The sequence below is a fragment of the Amphritea sp. GJ51-11 genome (assembly GCF_055808735.1).
Genome location: NZ_CM147881.1, coordinates 2,774,071 through 2,793,065, shown reverse-complemented (window position 1 = coordinate 2,793,065; position 18,995 = coordinate 2,774,071). Strand labels below are relative to the sequence as shown.

Below are 18,995 nucleotides of genomic sequence, written 5' to 3'. Positions count from 1 at the left end.
GATGCAAGAGTCTTATTGAATACTCTGAATCAGCAAAATATCTTCTGGGGGAAGTTATGGAAAATGTAGAAACGACCAAAGGAACAGTGGTTAATGTATCAGGCGAAGTGGTTGTAGTTGATACCAAAGGCGCTGAGCATGCTTTACAGCCTGGTGAACAGGTTAGCCCAGGCGATATGCTGATTGTTCGAGCGAACAGTGAAGCAACACTTGATCTGGGTAAAGCGCAACCCGAAACGGTACCTGAAGATACGACCGCTATTCTTGAGGTAGACCCGAATACCGGCGAAATTACACTCGTTTTCCATTCTGTCAGCGCAGAAGCGCTTGACGTTGCTGATATTCAGGCTGCAATTCTTGCGGGCCAGGATCCAACTCAAATACTGGAAGAAACAGCTGCCGGTAATACCCCCAACATCGTCCGGCTTCTCTGAATTTCAGGCAGTCGACCGTACCGCTGAAGAGGTTTTAGCGCGCGCAGGATATGATACGGATCCAGAGAATTGGCAGCGTGACCCTTATGTCGATCACGAAGCTGACATCTTTATCCCTCCTTCGCTTTACAGCGTTGCTGATGTCGAAGTTAGTGAAGGTGGCATGATGACCTTCACCGTTACTCGTACTGGTGGTACGGGGGCTGCGACAATTGATTATGCTACCAGCATTGAAGCTACTGATAATACTGAAACTGAAGATTTTACGGCCGCGAGTGGTACTTTGATTTTTGCTGCCGGCGAAGTGAGTAAAACTTTTACCGTACAGACTACTCAGGATGATGTTTTTGAAGGGCCAGAAAGCTTCAGCGTTAACCTGAGTAATGCCAGTAATGATGGCGAGATTGTTGATGGTACAGCAGTTGGTACTATTGTCGATGATGGCACCGGTCCAGGGCCAAACCCAGACGATGATACAACGAGTTTTAGTGTGTCCGATGCGAGCGTTAGTGAAGGTGATTTGATGACTTTCACTGTTACTCGTACGGGTGATGCGGCTGAAGATCAGACGGTTAAATTTACTACCAGTATTGAGTCTAACGATAATACTGACACGAATGATTTTACCGCTAATAGTGGTACGTTGATCTTTGCCCCAGGTGAAATGAGCAAAACTTTCACGGTGCAAACCACGGGTGACTTAATAGACGAAGCGGATGAAACCTTCACTGTAACGTTAAGTGATAATTCACCCGGTAGCGCTATTGGTGACGCTACAGCTGTCGGTACTATTGAAGATAACGACGCGCCGACTTTTAGCTTTGTTAATCCTGCTGATGAGTCTCAGAGTGGTATTATCGTACCAGAAGGTCAGGATGCAGTATTCGGGGTGAAAGTGACCGATGCTGCTGCCGGTTCGACTTTAGTTCTGAGTCTTGCTGATGGTACAGCGTTAGATGCCGATTACTTTAATAGTCATTCGCTGACGTCTAATTCAGTTAGTAGTTTTGCTGTTGGTGCACCAGCGACAGGTTACTTTCAGTACAGTACCGATGATGGTGCAACTTGGACTGATATTAGCGGTGCTATTAATGTGCCAGAAGGTGATACTGACCTGCTAGTGCGTACTGATACCATTATCGATTTCATTGATGAGCTAGATGAAACCTTTACCCTGAACGGCACGCTAACGAGTGTTGGGGTTGATTACAGTGATACAGCCGTCGCTACCATTGTCGATGGTGATGTTCCTACTGTCACTTTAGGCGATCCTGCCGACATGACGCAGGGCGGGATCAATGTCTCAGAAGGTGATGACGCGGTGTTTGGTGTAGAGGTGACTCACGCCGGAGCCGGTTCGACCCTGACCCTGAGTCTGGCGGACGGCACGGCCTTGGATGCGGATTACTTCAGCAGCCCAGCGGCGGGTAACTTCCAGTACAGCACCGACGGCGGCACCACCTGGACCGATGTAAGCGGCGCGATCAGCCTGAGCGAAGGCGATAGCAGCCTGCAGGTGCGGACCGATACCATTGATGATCTGCTCGACGAAGCGGATGAGACCTTCAGCCTGAACGGTACGTTGACCAGTTTAGGAACGGATTATAGCGCCAGTTCTGAAGCGACTATCGTTGATAATGATGAGCCCGTGGTGACCTTCGGTGATCCTGCCGACATGACGCAAAATGGTATTGCTGTACAAGAAGGTGATGATGCCATCTTCGGCGTTGACGTGACTGGCGCGGCGGCCGGATCGATCCTGACCCTGAGTCTGGCGGACGGCACGGCCATGGATGCGGATTACTTCAGCGATCCAGCGGCAGGTAACTTCCAGTACAGCACCGACGGCGGCACCACCTGGACCGATGTGAGCGGCGCGATCAGCCTGAGCGAAGGCGATAGCAGCCTGCAAGTACGGACCGATACCATTGATGATCTGCTCGACGAAGCAGATGAAACTTTCCGTCTGAATGGTACCCTGACAAGCGAAGGTCAGGATTATGATGCCAGTTCTGAAGCGACTATCGTTGATAATGATGAGCCAGTAGTGACCTTCGGTGATCCTGCCGACATGACACAAAATGGTATTGCTGTACAAGAAGGTGATGATGCCGTCTTCGGCGTTGACGTGACCGGCGCGGCGGCCGGATCGATCCTGACCCTGAGTCTGGCGGACGGCACGGCCATGGATGCGGATTACTTCAGCGATCCAGCGGCAGGTAACTTCCAGTACAGCACCGACGGCGGCACCACCTGGACCGATGTGAGCGGCGCGATCAGCCTGAGCGAAGGCGATAGCAGCCTGCAAGTACGGACCGATACCATTGATGATCTGCTCGACGAAGCAGATGAAACTTTCCGTCTGAATGGTACCCTGACAAGCGAAGGTCAGGATTATGATGCCAGTTCTGAAGCGACTATCGTTGATAATGATGAGCCAGTAGTGACCTTCGGTGATCCTGCCGACATGACACAAAATGGTATTGCTGTACAAGAAGGTGATGATGCCGTCTTCGGCGTTGACGTAACCGGCGCAGCAGCCGGATCGACCCTGACCCTGAGTCTGGCGGACGGCACGGCCATGGATGCGGATTACTTCAGCGATCCAGCGGCGGGTAACTTCCAGTACAGCACCGACGGCGGCACCACCTGGACCGATGTGAACGGCGCGATCAGCCTGAGCGAAGGCGATAGCAGCCTGCAGGTGCGGACCGATACCATTGATGACCTGTTCGACGAAGTGGATGAGACCTTCAGCCTGAACGGCACGTTGACCAGTAACGCGCAGGATTACAGCGCCAGCGCGGTGGCCACCATTGAAGATAATGACAGCCCAACGCTGACCTTTGGCGACCCTGCGGATATGACGCAGAGCGGCATTAGCATCCCCGAAGGTGATGATGCGGTGTTCGGCGTTGACGTAACCGGCGCAGCAGCCGGATCGACCCTGACCCTGAGTCTGGCGGACGGCACGGCCATGGATGCGGATTACTTCAGCGATCCAGCGGCGGGTAACTTCCAGTACAGCACCGACGGCGGCACCACCTGGACCGATGTGAACGGCGCGATCAGCCTGAGCGAAGGCGATAGCAGCCTGCAGGTGCGGACCGATACCATTGATGACCTGTTCGACGAAGTGGATGAAACCTTCAGCCTGAACGGCACGTTGACCAGTAACGCGCAGGATTACAGCGCCAGCGCGGTGGCCACGATTGAAGATAATGACAGCCCAACGCTGACCTTTGGCGACCCTGCGGATATGACGCAGAGCGGCATTAGCATCCCCGAAGGTGATGATGCGGTGTTCGGCGTTGACGTAACCGGCGCGGCAGCCGGATCGACCCTGACCCTGAGTCTGGCGGACGGCACGGCCATGGATGCGGATTACTTCAGCGATCCAGCGGCGGGTAACTTCCAGTACAGCACCGACGGCGGCACCACCTGGACCGATGTGAACGGCGCCATCAGCCTGAGCGAAGGCGATAGCAGCCTGCAGGTACGGACCGATACCATTGATGACCTGTTCGACGAAGTGGATGAGACCTTCAGCCTGAACGGCACGTTGACCAGTAACGCGCAGGATTACAGCGCCAGCGCGGTGGCCACCATTGAAGATAATGACAGCCCAACGCTGACCTTTGGCGACCCTGCGGATATGACGCAGAGCGGCATTAGCATCCCCGAAGGTGATGATGCGGTGTTCGGCGTTGACGTAACCGGCGCGGCAGCCGGATCGACCCTGACCCTGAGTCTGGCGGACGGCACGGCCATGGATGCGGATTACTTCAGCGATCCAGCGGCGGGTAACTTCCAGTACAGCACCGACGGCGGCACCACCTGGACCGATGTGAACGGCCCCATCAGCCTGAGCGAAGGCGATAGCAGCCTGCAGGTACGGACCGATACCATTGATGACCTGTTCGACGAAGTGGATGAGACCTTCAGCCTGAACGGCACGTTGACCAGTAACGCGCAGGATTACAGCGCCAGCGCGGTGGCCACCATTGAAGATAATGACAGCCCAACGCTGACCTTTGGCGACCCTGCGGATATGACGCAGAGCGGCATTAGCATCCCCGAAGGTGATGATGCGGTGTTCGGCGTTGACGTAACCGGCGCGGCGGCCGGATCGACCCTGACCCTGAGTCTGGCGGACGGCACGGCCATGGATGCGGATTACTTCAGCGATCCAGCGGCGGGTAACTTCCAGTACAGCACCGACGGCGGCACCACCTGGACCGATGTGAACGGCGCGATCAGCCTGAGCGAAGGCGATAGCAGCCTGCAGGTGCGGACCGATACCATTGATGACCTGTTCGACGAAGTGGATGAGACCTTCAGCCTGAACGGCACGTTGACCAGTAACGCGCAGGATTACAGCGCCAGCGCGGTGGCCACCATTGAAGATAATGACAGCCCAACGCTGACCTTTGGCGACCCTGCGGATATGACGCAGAGCGGCATTAGCATCCCCGAAGGTGATGATGCGGTGTTCGGCGTTGACGTAACCGGCGCAGCAGCCGGATCGACCCTGACCCTGAGTCTGGCGGACGGCACGGCCATGGATGCGGATTACTTCAGCGATCCAGCGGCGGGTAACTTCCAGTACAGCACCGACGGCGGCACCACCTGGACCGATGTGAACGGCGCGATCAGCCTGAGCGAAGGCGATAGCAGCCTGCAGGTGCGGACCGATACCATTGATGACCTGTTCGACGAAGTGGATGAAACCTTCAGCCTGAACGGCACGTTGACCAGTAACGCGCAGGATTACAGCGCCAGCGCGGTGGCCACGATTGAAGATAATGACAGCCCAACGCTGACCTTTGGCGACCCTGCGGATATGACGCAGAGCGGCATTAGCATCCCCGAAGGTGATGATGCGGTGTTCGGCGTTGACGTAACCGGCGCGGCAGCCGGATCGACCCTGACCCTGAGTCTGGCGGACGGCACGGCCATGGATGCGGATTACTTCAGCGATCCAGCGGCGGGTAACTTCCAGTACAGCACCGACGGCGGCACCACCTGGACCGATGTGAACGGCGCCATCAGCCTGAGCGAAGGCGATAGCAGCCTGCAGGTACGGACCGATACCATTGATGACCTGTTCGACGAAGTGGATGAGACCTTCAGCCTGAACGGCACGTTGACCAGTAACGCGCAGGATTACAGCGCCAGCGCGGTGGCCACCATTGAAGATAATGACAGCCCAACGCTGACCTTTGGCGACCCTGCGGATATGACGCAGAGCGGCATTAGCATCCCCGAAGGTGATGATGCGGTGTTCGGCGTTGACGTAACCGGCGCGGCAGCCGGATCGACCCTGACCCTGAGTCTGGCGGACGGCACGGCCATGGATGCGGATTACTTCAGCGATCCAGCGGCGGGTAACTTCCAGTACAGCACCGACGGCGGCACCACCTGGACCGATGTGAACGGCCCCATCAGCCTGAGCGAAGGCGATAGCAGCCTGCAGGTACGGACCGATACCATTGATGACCTGTTCGACGAAGTGGATGAGACCTTCAGCCTGAACGGCACGTTGACCAGTAACGCGCAGGATTACAGCGCCAGCGCGGTGGCCACCATTGAAGATAATGACAGCCCAACGCTGACCTTTGGCGACCCTGCGGATATGACGCAGAGCGGCATTAGCATCCCCGAAGGTGATGATGCGGTGTTCGGCGTTGACGTAACCGGCGCGGCGGCCGGATCGACCCTGACCCTGAGTCTGGCGGACGGCACGGCGATGGATGCGGATTACTTCAGCGATCCAGCGGCGGGTAACTTCCAGTACAGCACCGACGGCGGCACCACCTGGACCGATGTGAACGGCGCGATCAGCCTGAGCGAAGGCGATAGCAGCCTGCAGGTACGGACCGATACCATTGATGACCTGTTCGACGAAGTGGATGAGACCTTCAGCCTGAACGGCACGTTGACCAGTAACGCGCAGGATTACAGCGCCAGCGCGGTGGCCACCATTGAAGATAATGACAGCCCAACGCTGACCTTTGGCGACCCTGCGGATATGACGCAGAGCGGCATTAGCATCCCCGAAGGTGATGATGCGGTGTTCGGCGTTGACGTAACCGGCGCGGCGGCCGGATCGACCCTGACCCTGAGTCTGGCGGACGGCACGGCGATGGATGCGGATTACTTCAGCGATCCAGCGGCGGGTAACTTCCAGTACAGCACCGACGGCGGCACCACCTGGACCGATGTGAACGGCGCCATCAGCCTGAGCGAAGGCGATAGCAGCCTGCAGGTACGGACCGATACCATTGATGACCTGTTCGACGAAGTGGATGAGACCTTCAGCCTGAACGGCACGTTGACCAGTAACGCGCAGGATTACAGCGCCAGCGCGGTGGCCACCATTGAAGATAATGACAGCCCAACGCTGACCTTTGGCGACCCTGCGGATATGACGCAGAGCGGCATTAGCATCCCCGAAGGTGATGATGCGGTGTTCGGCGTTGACGTAACCGGCGCGGCGGCCGGATCGACCCTGACCCTGAGTCTGGCGGACGGCACGGCCATGGATGCGGATTACTTCAGCGATCCAGCGGCGGGTAACTTCCAGTACAGCACCGACGGCGGCACCACCTGGACCGATGTGAACGGCGCGATCAGCCTGAGCGAAGGCGATAGCAGCCTGCAGGTACGGACCGATACCATTGATGACCTGTTCGACGAAGTGGATGAGACCTTCAGCTTGAACGGCACGTTGACCAGTAACGCGCAGGATTACAGCGCCAGCGCGGTGGCCACCATTGAAGATAATGACAGCCCAACGCTGACCTTTGGCGACCCTGCGGATATGACGCAGAGCGGCATTAGCATCCCCGAAGGTGATGATGCGGTGTTCGGCGTTGACGTAACCGGCGCGGCGGCCGGATCGACCCTGACCCTGAGTCTGGCGGACGGCACGGCGATGGATGCGGATTACTTCAGCGATCCAGCGGCGGGTAACTTCCAGTACAGCACCGACGGCGGCACCACCTGGACCGATGTGAACGGCGCGATCAGCCTGAGCGAAGGCGATAGCAGCCTGCAGGTACGGACCGATACCATTGATGACCTGTTCGACGAAGTGGATGAGACCTTCAGCCTGAACGGCACGTTGACCAGTAACGCGCAGGATTACAGCGCCAGCGCGGTGGCCACCATTGAAGATAATGACAGCCCAACGCTGACCTTTGGCGACCCTGCGGATATGACGCAGAGCGGCATTAGCATCCCCGAAGGTGATGATGCGGTGTTCGGCGTTGACGTAACCGGCGCGGCGGCCGGATCGACCCTGACCCTGAGTCTGGCGGACGGCACGGCGATGGATGCGGATTACTTCAGCGATCCAGCGGCGGGTAACTTCCAGTACAGCACCGACGGCGGCACCACCTGGACCGATGTGAACGGCGCGATCAGCCTGAGCGAAGGCGATAGCAGCCTGCAGGTACGGACCGATACCATTGATGACCTGTTCGACGAAGTGGATGAGACCTTCAGCCTGAACGGCACGTTGACCAGTAACGCGCAGGATTACAGCGCCAGCGCGGTGGCCACCATTGAAGATAATGACAGCCCAACGCTGACCTTTGGCGACCCTGCGGATATGACGCAGAGCGGCATTAGCATCCCCGAAGGTGATGATGCGGTGTTCGGCGTTGACGTAACCGGCGCGGCGGCCGGATCGACCCTGACCCTGAGTCTGGCGGACGGCACGGCGATGGATGCGGATTACTTCAGCGATCCAGCGGCGGGTAACTTCCAGTACAGCACCGACGGCGGCACCACCTGGACCGATGTGAACGGCGCGATCAGCCTGAGCGAAGGCGATAGCAGCCTGCAGGTACGGACCGATACCATTGATGACCTGTTCGACGAAGTGGATGAGACCTTCAGCCTGAACGGCACGTTGACCAGTAACGCGCAGGATTACAGCGCCAGCGCGGTGGCCACCATTGAAGATAATGACAGCCCAACGCTGACCTTTGGCGACCCTGCGGATATGACGCAGAGCGGCATTAGCATCCCCGAAGGTGATGATGCGGTGTTCGGCGTTGACGTAACCGGCGCGGCGGCCGGATCGACCCTGACCCTGAGTCTGGCGGACGGCACGGCGATGGATGCGGATTACTTCAGCGATCCAGCGGCGGGTAACTTCCAGTACAGCACCGACGGCGGCACCACCTGGACCGATGTGAACGGCGCCATCAGCCTGAGCGAAGGCGATAGCAGCCTGCAGGTACGGACCGATACCATTGATGACCTGTTCGACGAAGTGGATGAGACCTTCAGCCTGAACGGCACGTTGACCAGTAACGCGCAGGATTACAGCGCCAGCGCGGTGGCCACCATTGAAGATAATGACAGCCCAACGCTGACCTTTGGCGACCCTGCGGATATGACGCAGAGCGGCATTAGCATCCCCGAAGGTGATGATGCGGTGTTCGGCGTTGACGTAACCGGCGCGGCGGCCGGATCGACCCTGACCCTGAGTCTGGCGGACGGCACGGCCATGGATGCGGATTACTTCAGCGATCCAGCGGCGGGTAACTTCCAGTACAGCACCGACGGCGGCACCACCTGGACCGATGTGAACGGCGCGATCAGCCTGAGCGAAGGCGATAGCAGCCTGCAGGTACGGACCGATACCATTGATGACCTGTTCGACGAAGTGGATGAGACCTTCAGCTTGAACGGCACGTTGACCAGTAACGCGCAGGATTACAGCGCCAGCGCGGTGGCCACCATTGAAGATAATGACAGCCCAACGCTGACCTTTGGCGACCCTGCGGATATGACGCAGAGCGGCATTAGCATCCCCGAAGGTGATGATGCGGTGTTCGGCGTTGACGTAACCGGCGCGGCGGCCGGATCGACCCTGACCCTGAGTCTGGCGGACGGCACGGCGATGGATGCGGATTACTTCAGCGATCCAGCGGCGGGTAACTTCCAGTACAGCACCGACGGCGGCACCACCTGGACCGATGTGAACGGCGCGATCAGCCTGAGCGAAGGCGATAGCAGCCTGCAGGTACGGACCGATACCATTGATGACCTGTTCGACGAAGTGGATGAGACCTTCAGCCTGAACGGCACGTTGACCAGTAACGCGCAGGATTACAGCGCCAGCGCGGTGGCCACCATTGAAGATAATGACAGCCCAACGCTGACCTTTGGCGACCCTGCGGATATGACGCAGAGCGGCATTAGCATCCCCGAAGGTGATGATGCGGTGTTCGGCGTTGACGTAACCGGCGCGGCGGCCGGATCGACCCTGACCCTGAGTCTGGCGGACGGCACGGCGATGGATGCGGATTACTTCAGCGATCCAGCGGCGGGTAACTTCCAGTACAGCACCGACGGCGGCACCACCTGGACCGATGTGAACGGCGCGATCAGCCTGAGCGAAGGCGATAGCAGCCTGCAGGTACGGACCGATACCATTGATGACCTGTTCGACGAAGTGGATGAGACCTTCAGCCTGAACGGCACGTTGACCAGTAACGCGCAGGATTACAGCGCCAGCGCGGTGGCCACCATTGAAGATAATGACAGCCCAACGCTGACCTTTGGCGACCCTGCGGATATGACGCAGAGCGGCATTAGCATCCCCGAAGGTGATGATGCGGTGTTCGGCGTTGACGTAACCGGCGCGGCGGCCGGATCGACCCTGACCCTGAGTCTGGCGGACGGCACGGCCATGGATGCGGATTACTTCAGCGATCCAGCGGCGGGTAACTTCCAGTACAGCACCGACGGCGGCACCACCTGGACCGATGTGAACGGCGCGATCAGCCTGAGCGAAGGCGATAGCAGCCTGCAGGTACGGACCGATACCATTGATGACCTGTTCGACGAAGTGGATGAGACCTTCAGCCTGAACGGCACGTTGACCAGTAACGCGCAGGATTACAGCGCCAGCGCGGTGGCCACCATTGAAGATAATGACAGCCCAACGCTGACCTTTGGCGACCCTGCGGATATGACGCAGAGCGGCATTAGCATCCCCGAAGGTGATGATGCGGTGTTCGGCGTTGACGTAACCGGCGCGGCGGCCGGATCGACCCTGACCCTGAGTCTGGCGGACGGCACGGCGATGGATGCGGATTACTTCAGCGATCCAGCGGCGGGTAACTTCCAGTACAGCACCGACGGCGGCACCACCTGGACCGATGTGAACGGCGCGATCAGCCTGAGCGAAGGCGATAGCAGCCTGCAGGTACGGACCGATACCATTGATGACCTGTTCGACGAAGTGGATGAGACCTTCAGCCTGAACGGCACGTTGACCAGTAACGCGCAGGATTACAGCGCCAGCGCGGTGGCCACCATTGAAGATAATGACAGCCCAACGCTGACCTTTGGCGACCCTGCGGATATGACGCAGAGCGGCATTAGCATCCCCGAAGGTGATGATGCGGTGTTCGGCGTTGACGTAACCGGCGCGGCGGCCGGATCGACCCTGACCCTGAGTCTGGCGGACGGCACGGCGATGGATGCGGATTACTTCAGCGATCCAGCGGCGGGTAACTTCCAGTACAGCACCGACGGCGGCACCACCTGGACCGATGTGAACGGCGCCATCAGCCTGAGCGAAGGCGATAGCAGCCTGCAGGTACGGACCGATACCATTGATGACCTGTTCGACGAAGTGGATGAGACCTTCAGCCTGAACGGCACGTTGACCAGTAACGCGCAGGATTACAGCGCCAGCGCGGTGGCCACCATTGAAGATAATGACAGCCCAACGCTGACCTTTGGCGACCCTGCGGATATGACGCAGAGCGGCATTAGCATCCCCGAAGGTGATGATGCGGTGTTCGGCGTTGACGTAACCGGCGCGGCGGCCGGATCGACCCTGACCCTGAGTCTGGCGGACGGCACGGCCATGGATGCGGATTACTTCAGCGATCCAGCGGCGGGTAACTTCCAGTACAGCACCGACGGCGGCACCACCTGGACCGATGTGAACGGCGCGATCAGCCTGAGCGAAGGCGATAGCAGCCTGCAGGTACGGACCGATACCATTGATGACCTGTTCGACGAAGTGGATGAGACCTTCAGCCTGAACGGCACGTTGACCAGTAACGCGCAGGATTACAGCGCCAGCGCGGTGGCCACCATTGAAGATAATGACAGCCCAACGCTGACCTTTGGCGACCCTGCGGATATGACGCAGAGCGGCATTAGCATCCCCGAAGGTGATGATGCGGTGTTCGGCGTTGACGTAACCGGCGCGGCGGCCGGATCGACCCTGACCCTGAGTCTGGCGGACGGCACGGCGATGGATGCGGATTACTTCAGCGATCCAGCGGCGGGTAACTTCCAGTACAGCACCGACGGCGGCACCACCTGGACCGATGTGAACGGCGCCATCAGCCTGAGCGAAGGCGATAGCAGCCTGCAGGTACGGACCGATACCATTGATGACCTGTTCGACGAAGTGGATGAGACCTTCAGCCTGAACGGCACGTTGACCAGTAACGCGCAGGATTACAGCGCCAGCGCGGTGGCCACCATTGAAGATAATGACAGCCCAACGCTGACCTTTGGCGACCCTGCGGATATGACGCAGAGCGGCATTAGCATCCCCGAAGGTGATGATGCGGTGTTCGGCGTTGACGTAACCGGCGCGGCGGCCGGATCGACCCTGACCCTGAGTCTGGCGGACGGCACGGCGATGGATGCGGATTACTTCAGCGATCCAGCGGCGGGTAACTTCCAGTACAGCACCGACGGCGGCACCACCTGGACCGATGTGAACGGCGCCATCAGCCTGAGCGAAGGCGATAGCAGCCTGCAGGTACGGACCGATACCATTGATGACCTGTTCGACGAAGTGGATGAGACCTTCAGCCTGAACGGCACGTTGACCAGTAACGCGCAGGATTACAGCGCCAGCGCGGTGGCCACCATTGAAGATAATGACAGCCCAACGCTGACCTTTGGCGACCCTGCGGATATGACGCAGAGCGGCATTAGCATCCCCGAAGGTGATGATGCGGTGTTCGGCGTTGACGTAACCGGCGCGGCGGCCGGATCGACCCTGACCCTGAGTCTGGCGGACGGCACGGCCATGGATGCGGATTACTTCAGCGATCCAGCGGCGGGTAACTTCCAGTACAGCACCGACGGCGGCACCACCTGGACCGATGTGAACGGCGCGATCAGCCTGAGCGAAGGCGATAGCAGCCTGCAGGTACGGACCGATACCATTGATGACCTGTTCGACGAAGTGGATGAGACCTTCAGCTTGAACGGCACGTTGACCAGTAACGCGCAGGATTACAGCGCCAGCGCGGTGGCCACCATTGAAGATAATGACAGCCCAACGCTGACCTTTGGCGACCCTGCGGATATGACGCAGAGCGGCATTAGCATCCCCGAAGGTGATGATGCGGTGTTCGGCGTTGACGTAACCGGCGCGGCAGCCGGATCGACCCTGACCCTGAGTCTGGCGGACGGCACGGCCATGGATGCGGATTACTTCAGCGATCCAGCGGCGGGTAACTTCCAGTACAGCACCGACGGCGGCACCACCTGGACCGATGTGAACGGCGCCATCAGCCTGAGCGAAGGCGATAGCAGCCTGCAGGTACGGACCGATACCATTGATGACCTGTTCGACGAAGTGGATGAGACCTTCAGCCTGAACGGCACGTTGACCAGTAACGCGCAGGATTACAGCGCCAGCGCGGTGGCCACCATTGAAGATAATGACAGCCCAACGCTGACCTTTGGCGACCCTGCGGATATGACGCAGAGCGGCATTAGCATCCCCGAAGGTGATGATGCGGTGTTCGGCGTTGACGTAACCGGCGCGGCGGCCGGATCGACCCTGACCCTGAGTCTGGCGGACGGCACGGCCATGGATGCGGATTACTTCAGCGATCCAGCGGCGGGTAACTTCCAGTACAGCACCGACGGCGGCACCACCTGGACCGATGTGAACGGCGCGATCAGCCTGAGCGAAGGCGATAGCAGCCTGCAGGTACGGACCGATACCATTGATGACCTGTTCGACGAAGTGGATGAGACCTTCAGCCTGAACGGCACGTTGACCAGTAACGCGCAGGATTACAGCGCCAGCGCGGTGGCCACCATTGAAGATAATGACAGCCCAACGCTGACCTTTGGCGACCCTGCGGATATGACGCAGAGCGGCATTAGCATCCCCGAAGGTGATGATGCGGTGTTCGGCGTTGACGTAACCGGCGCGGCGGCCGGATCGACCCTGACCCTGAGTCTGGCGGACGGCACGGCGATGGATGCGGATTACTTCAGCGATCCAGCGGCGGGTAACTTCCAGTACAGCACCGACGGCGGCACCACCTGGACCGATGTGAACGGCCCCATCAGCCTGAGCGAAGGCGATAGCAGCCTGCAGGTACGGACCGATACCATTGATGACCTGTTCGACGAAGTGGATGAGACCTTCAGCCTGAACGGCACGTTGACCAGTAACGCGCAGGATTACAGCGCCAGCGCGGTGGCCACCATTGAAGATAATGACAGCCCAACGCTGACCTTTGGCGACCCTGCGGATATGACGCAGAGCGGCATTAGCATCCCCGAAGGTGATGATGCGGTGTTCGGCGTTGACGTAACCGGCGCGGCGGCCGGATCGACCCTGACCCTGAGTCTGGCGGACGGCACGGCGATGGATGCGGATTACTTCAGCGATCCAGCGGCGGGTAACTTCCAGTACAGCACCGACGGCGGCACCACCTGGACCGATGTGAACGGCGCGATCAGCCTGAGCGAAGGCGATAGCAGCCTGCAGGTACGGACCGATACCATTGATGACCTGTTCGACGAAGTGGATGAGACCTTCAGCCTGAACGGCACGTTGACCAGTAACGCGCAGGATTACAGCGCCAGCGCGGTGGCCACCATTGAAGATAATGACAGCCCAACGCTGACCTTTGGCGACCCTGCGGATATGACGCAGAGCGGCATTAGCATCCCCGAAGGTGATGATGCGGTGTTCGGCGTTGACGTAACCGGCGCGGCGGCCGGATCGACCCTGACCCTGAGTCTGGCGGACGGCACGGCCATGGATGCGGATTACTTCAGCGATCCAGCGGCGGGTAACTTCCAGTACAGCACCGACGGCGGCACCACCTGGACCGATGTGAACGGCGCGATCAGCCTGAGCGAAGGCGATAGCAGCCTGCAGGTACGGACCGATACCATTGATGACCTGTTCGACGAAGTGGATGAGACCTTCAGCTTGAACGGCACGTTGACCAGTAACGCGCAGGATTACAGCGCCAGCGCGGTGGCCACCATTGAAGATAATGACAGCCCAACGCTGACCTTTGGCGACCCTGCGGATATGACGCAGAGCGGCATTAGCATCCCCGAAGGTGATGATGCGGTGTTCGGCGTTGACGTAACCGGCGCGGCGGCCGGATCGACCCTGACCCTGAGTCTGGCGGACGGCACGGCGATGGATGCGGATTACTTCAGCGATCCAGCGGCGGGTAACTTCCAGTACAGCACCGACGGCGGCACCACCTGGACCGATGTGAACGGCGCCATCAGCCTGAGCGAAGGCGATAGCAGCCTGCAGGTACGGACCGATACCATTGATGACCTGTTCGACGAAGTGGATGAGACCTTCAGCCTGAACGGCACGTTGACCAGTAACGCGCAGGATTACAGCGCCAGCGCGGTGGCCACCATTGAAGATAATGATGAAACCCCTGTAATAACGCTACCCGCTGCGGTTTCTGTATCGGAGGAAGGGTTATCGGGTGGCTTAGCCGATAATACTGGCGACCCAGTAGATACAACAGATGCGACATTTGACAGTGGTACGTTACGCTTTAGTGACACTGATAGTACGGTGTTTGATATCTCACTGACAGGACCATTAACCGCGCTTAAGAGTGGTGGTGCCGATGTCGATAACTGGGATTGGGATGCGGCTAGTAGCACCTTGACGGGTAGCACATCGACCGGTGTAGATGTTATGACTATTTCGCTGAGCAGTGTGACGACTGATACAACAGGACATAGTGTTGATTACAGCGTGAACTTACTGGCACCACTTGATCACCCCGTCAACAGTACTGAAGATATTATGGATCTTCAGTTTGGCGTCTCTATTTCAGATGGCGTTAACAGTGACGATAGTATCCTAACTGTCAGCGTTGAGGATGATAGCCCGGTTAATGGAGATTTGAGTAATTCCCTTGAAGTACCGTTGGCTTTATCTAATGTCATGCTGATATTGGATTTCTCCGGCAGTATGGATGGCAATAATCTTATCGAAATGAAAGCTGCTGTTATCAGTATGCTGGATTCTTATGATAATACCGGTTATACCGCGGTTCAGATCGTTAATTTCAGCAGCAGTGCTAGCGTGCCAGGTGACGGCGGTTGGATTAGCGTGGCGGATGCGAAAGCTTATGTTAATGCCTTAACCGATGCTGATATGAACGGTAGTACAAACTATGATGCCGCATTAGCTGCAGCCCAAACGGCATTCGTAGAAACCAATGGTTATATTAGCGGTGGCAAAAATATTTCATATTTCTTATCTGATGGTCAGCCAACGACGGGTGATGGTACGACCGGTATCGATGCGACGGAAGAAACTGAATGGGAAACTTTTGTCACGGCTAATCAGATCGATTCCTTTGCGGTTGGTTTTGGTGCGCCATCGATCACAGCCCTTGAGCCGATTGCTTTCAATGGTGCTAGTGGTGTCGAACGTGATGCCATCGACTCAACTCTTGCGGGTACCTCATTGGTTGATGAGTTATTAGCGACAGTGCCTGTTTCAACGCAGGGTAATCTATTTGGCTCACTGTCTAGCGGTGGGTTTGGTGCTGATGGTAACGGGCATATACGTACGGTAAGTATTGACTCGGTCACCTATAGTTACGATGCTGATACAAACAGGATTACTAATACCGCTAATGGTACTGTGGTAAATGGTAACGCCATTACGATTAACACGGCGCAAGAAGGTGTTCTGACTCTCAATATGTCCACGGGCGTATATGAATATGTCACCGACGCAGGTTTTGTGACTGATTATGACGAAGTGATTGGTTTTACCATTCAAGATGCTGACGGCGATGTTAGCTCTGGTACGGTAACCCTCGATGTCAGCCGAGAAGCTCGGCCTGTGCCTACGCTGAATGCCAATGCCGATGACGTGTTCGAAGCCGATATGGCGAGTGGTACGAACAGTATCGGCACGGGTGAAACTGCTACCGGGAATATTCTCTCAGACGATACCATTCCGACAGGCATCTCTCTCAGTAATGTGACAATTGCTGGCGGTACCACAGTGGTTAATGGCAATTTGGTGACCGTTACCACGGCTGAAGGTAATACGCTCGTGGTTGATAGCGCTACCGGGGATTACACTTATACCCTCAATAATGCGATTGATCATGTTCAATACACAGCAACCGGCGCCACTGTTACTTTGGCTAGTGATACATTCACTAATTCTGTCGATGGTTGGGGTGGTAGTAACGCGGTTGAAAGCGGCGATAGACTACTCATTGATGGTAATAATGATACAGCCACTAAGCTGTTTGATTTTGGTAATGCCTATGCCAATCAAACAGTCACAGTTTCTTTCGATTTTGAAGCGACGAGTGATTGGGATGGTGGCAATGATAATTTTGTTGTGACAGTTAATGGTACTGAAGTCGTGAATGACTCCCATTCAGGAGGCTCTCAGTCTTACTCTTTTGATATCACGCTGGATGATCAGGGCCAGGCTGACTTTGAACTGTTGGCAAGTAGTAGTCGGGGTGATGAAGACGCCTATATCGATAACTTTACGATCACTGGACCTGAGATGTCGGCAACATTGACAGATACAGCGGTTGATAGCTTTATCTATGAAATGACTGACTTAGGTGGAGCAACCTATACCTCAACATTGGATATCACTATCCATGATGATGTACCAGCAGTGAGTAATAATACGATTGGCATCTCTGTTAATGTCCCTGAATCAGTCTCTACTAATATGGTTCTGACTCTTGATGTTTCTGGCTCTATGAATCGAGATGCAGGCAATGGTTCAACTCGTTTCGATATTGCGAAGCAGGCTCTAATTGATACCATTAATGCCTACGAGGTGCAGGGAGTAACCAATGTTAACTTGACGTTATTTAGTACTCAGGGTGTTAATTTGGGCTGGATGACGTCGACACAAGCGTTGACATACCTAAGCCTGCTAACCATGAATGGCAATGATAATATACTTGAAAATGGCGTTGCTATTTCTGGTATGTCTGATAGCTGGACTAACTATGAAGCTGCGGTGGCGGTAACTGAATCCGGATATGCCGGGGCTCCAGTAGCTGATCATACCGTTGCATACTTCCTTTCTGATGGCGCACCAACCAAAGAGTACAATGACGCTACGTCGAACTCGACAGATGTTACTGGTTCAAATAGCCAGGATGGTGTGGGTACGGGATACCTTGACGATGCCTATTTAACTAGCTGGGATGCCTTTATCAATGGTAACGGGATCGATTTAGAAGTAGTGGGCATTGGTTCGAGCTTAAGTACCGCTTACCTCAATACTGTGCAAGTTATCGCAGGTAAGACGTCAGAGATTGTTGCTGATGTTATTAGCCTAAGTGATGTACTGCTGGCCACCGTTGATCCTGTTCAAGGAACCCTGTTTGCGAGTGATGGTAGTTCTGGTGTGGTGTTTGGTGCTGATGGTGGTCATATTTTAGAGCTCACCTATGATGGTGTGACTTATAGCTATGATGCTGCTAACCCAATCAAAACGATAAGTTTGACCGAAGGTGAGATGGATCTGGACTTTACCACCGGAAACTTTACCTATGTCTCTACTGTCCATAATGACGCTGATGTGACGGAAAACTTCATTATTAGTGTTATGGATAATGATGGTGATAAGTCGTTAGATCAGCCGCTTACGCTGTTGATAGAAAAGTATCAAACCACGGCAACTTCAGGTGATGATCGTTTACTTGGCACTGATGGCAATGACATTATTGATGGCCTAGGTGGCAATGATATTCTGATCGGTGGTGAGGGCGATGATCTGCTGATGGGCGGTGTTGGTGCTGATACATTCAAGTGGAACAGTGGTGATCAGGGCAGTGCAACAACTCCTGCAAGTGATCATATTCAAGACTTTAGCGTTGCTGAGGATAAGCTTGACCTGTCTGATCTGCTTGACTCTTTGGGCCTAGCAACTTCGGGTGGTGTGATTGAATCCTACCTGAGCTTGACAGAAAACAGTGGTGACACTGTGTTGAATGTCAAAGACAGCGCCGCTGGCGATGTTGTGCAGGAAATTGTTCTCGATAATGTGAGTCTTGATAGCCTGAGAAGTGATTTGAGTTTGGATTCATCGGCGACTAATAATGATCTTCTGACGCAATTGATTGATCAATCTAAACTGATCGTTTGACCGTTAATGGGTGGCTCTTGGGAGCTGCCCATTTTTTTGTTTATCAATCAATATCGAACAACTGTTTGGTATTTTGTTTGGTGGGAATGTCTTCATCTGCTAATTGCAAACCAATGGGC

Annotated in this window: 2 protein-coding genes; both read left to right on the top strand. The window is 56.3% G+C overall.

Features of this window, described 5'->3' with window-relative positions; translation table 11 throughout:
• The first annotated feature begins 56 nt into the window (after positions 1 to 56).
• Positions 57 to 434, top strand: a complete 378-nt coding sequence (locus AC0L4K_RS12515) for a retention module-containing protein (RefSeq protein WP_473266434.1) — start codon at positions 57 to 59, stop codon at positions 432 to 434.
• Positions 358 to 18,876 (top strand): Calx-beta domain-containing protein, encoded by an 18,519-nt coding sequence (locus tag AC0L4K_RS12510; RefSeq protein ID WP_473266433.1) that lies wholly within the window; start codon positions 358 to 360, stop codon positions 18,874 to 18,876. Before AC0L4K_RS12515 ends, AC0L4K_RS12510 begins: the two co-directional genes overlap by 77 nt.
• The last annotated feature ends 119 nt before the right edge of the window (positions 18,877 to 18,995 follow it).

Excerpts from the sequence above, each read along its gene's own strand:
- AC0L4K_RS12515 (WP_473266434.1), top strand. The coding sequence starts at position 57 with ATGGAAAATGTAGAAACGACCAAAGGAACAGTGGTTAATGTATCAGGC.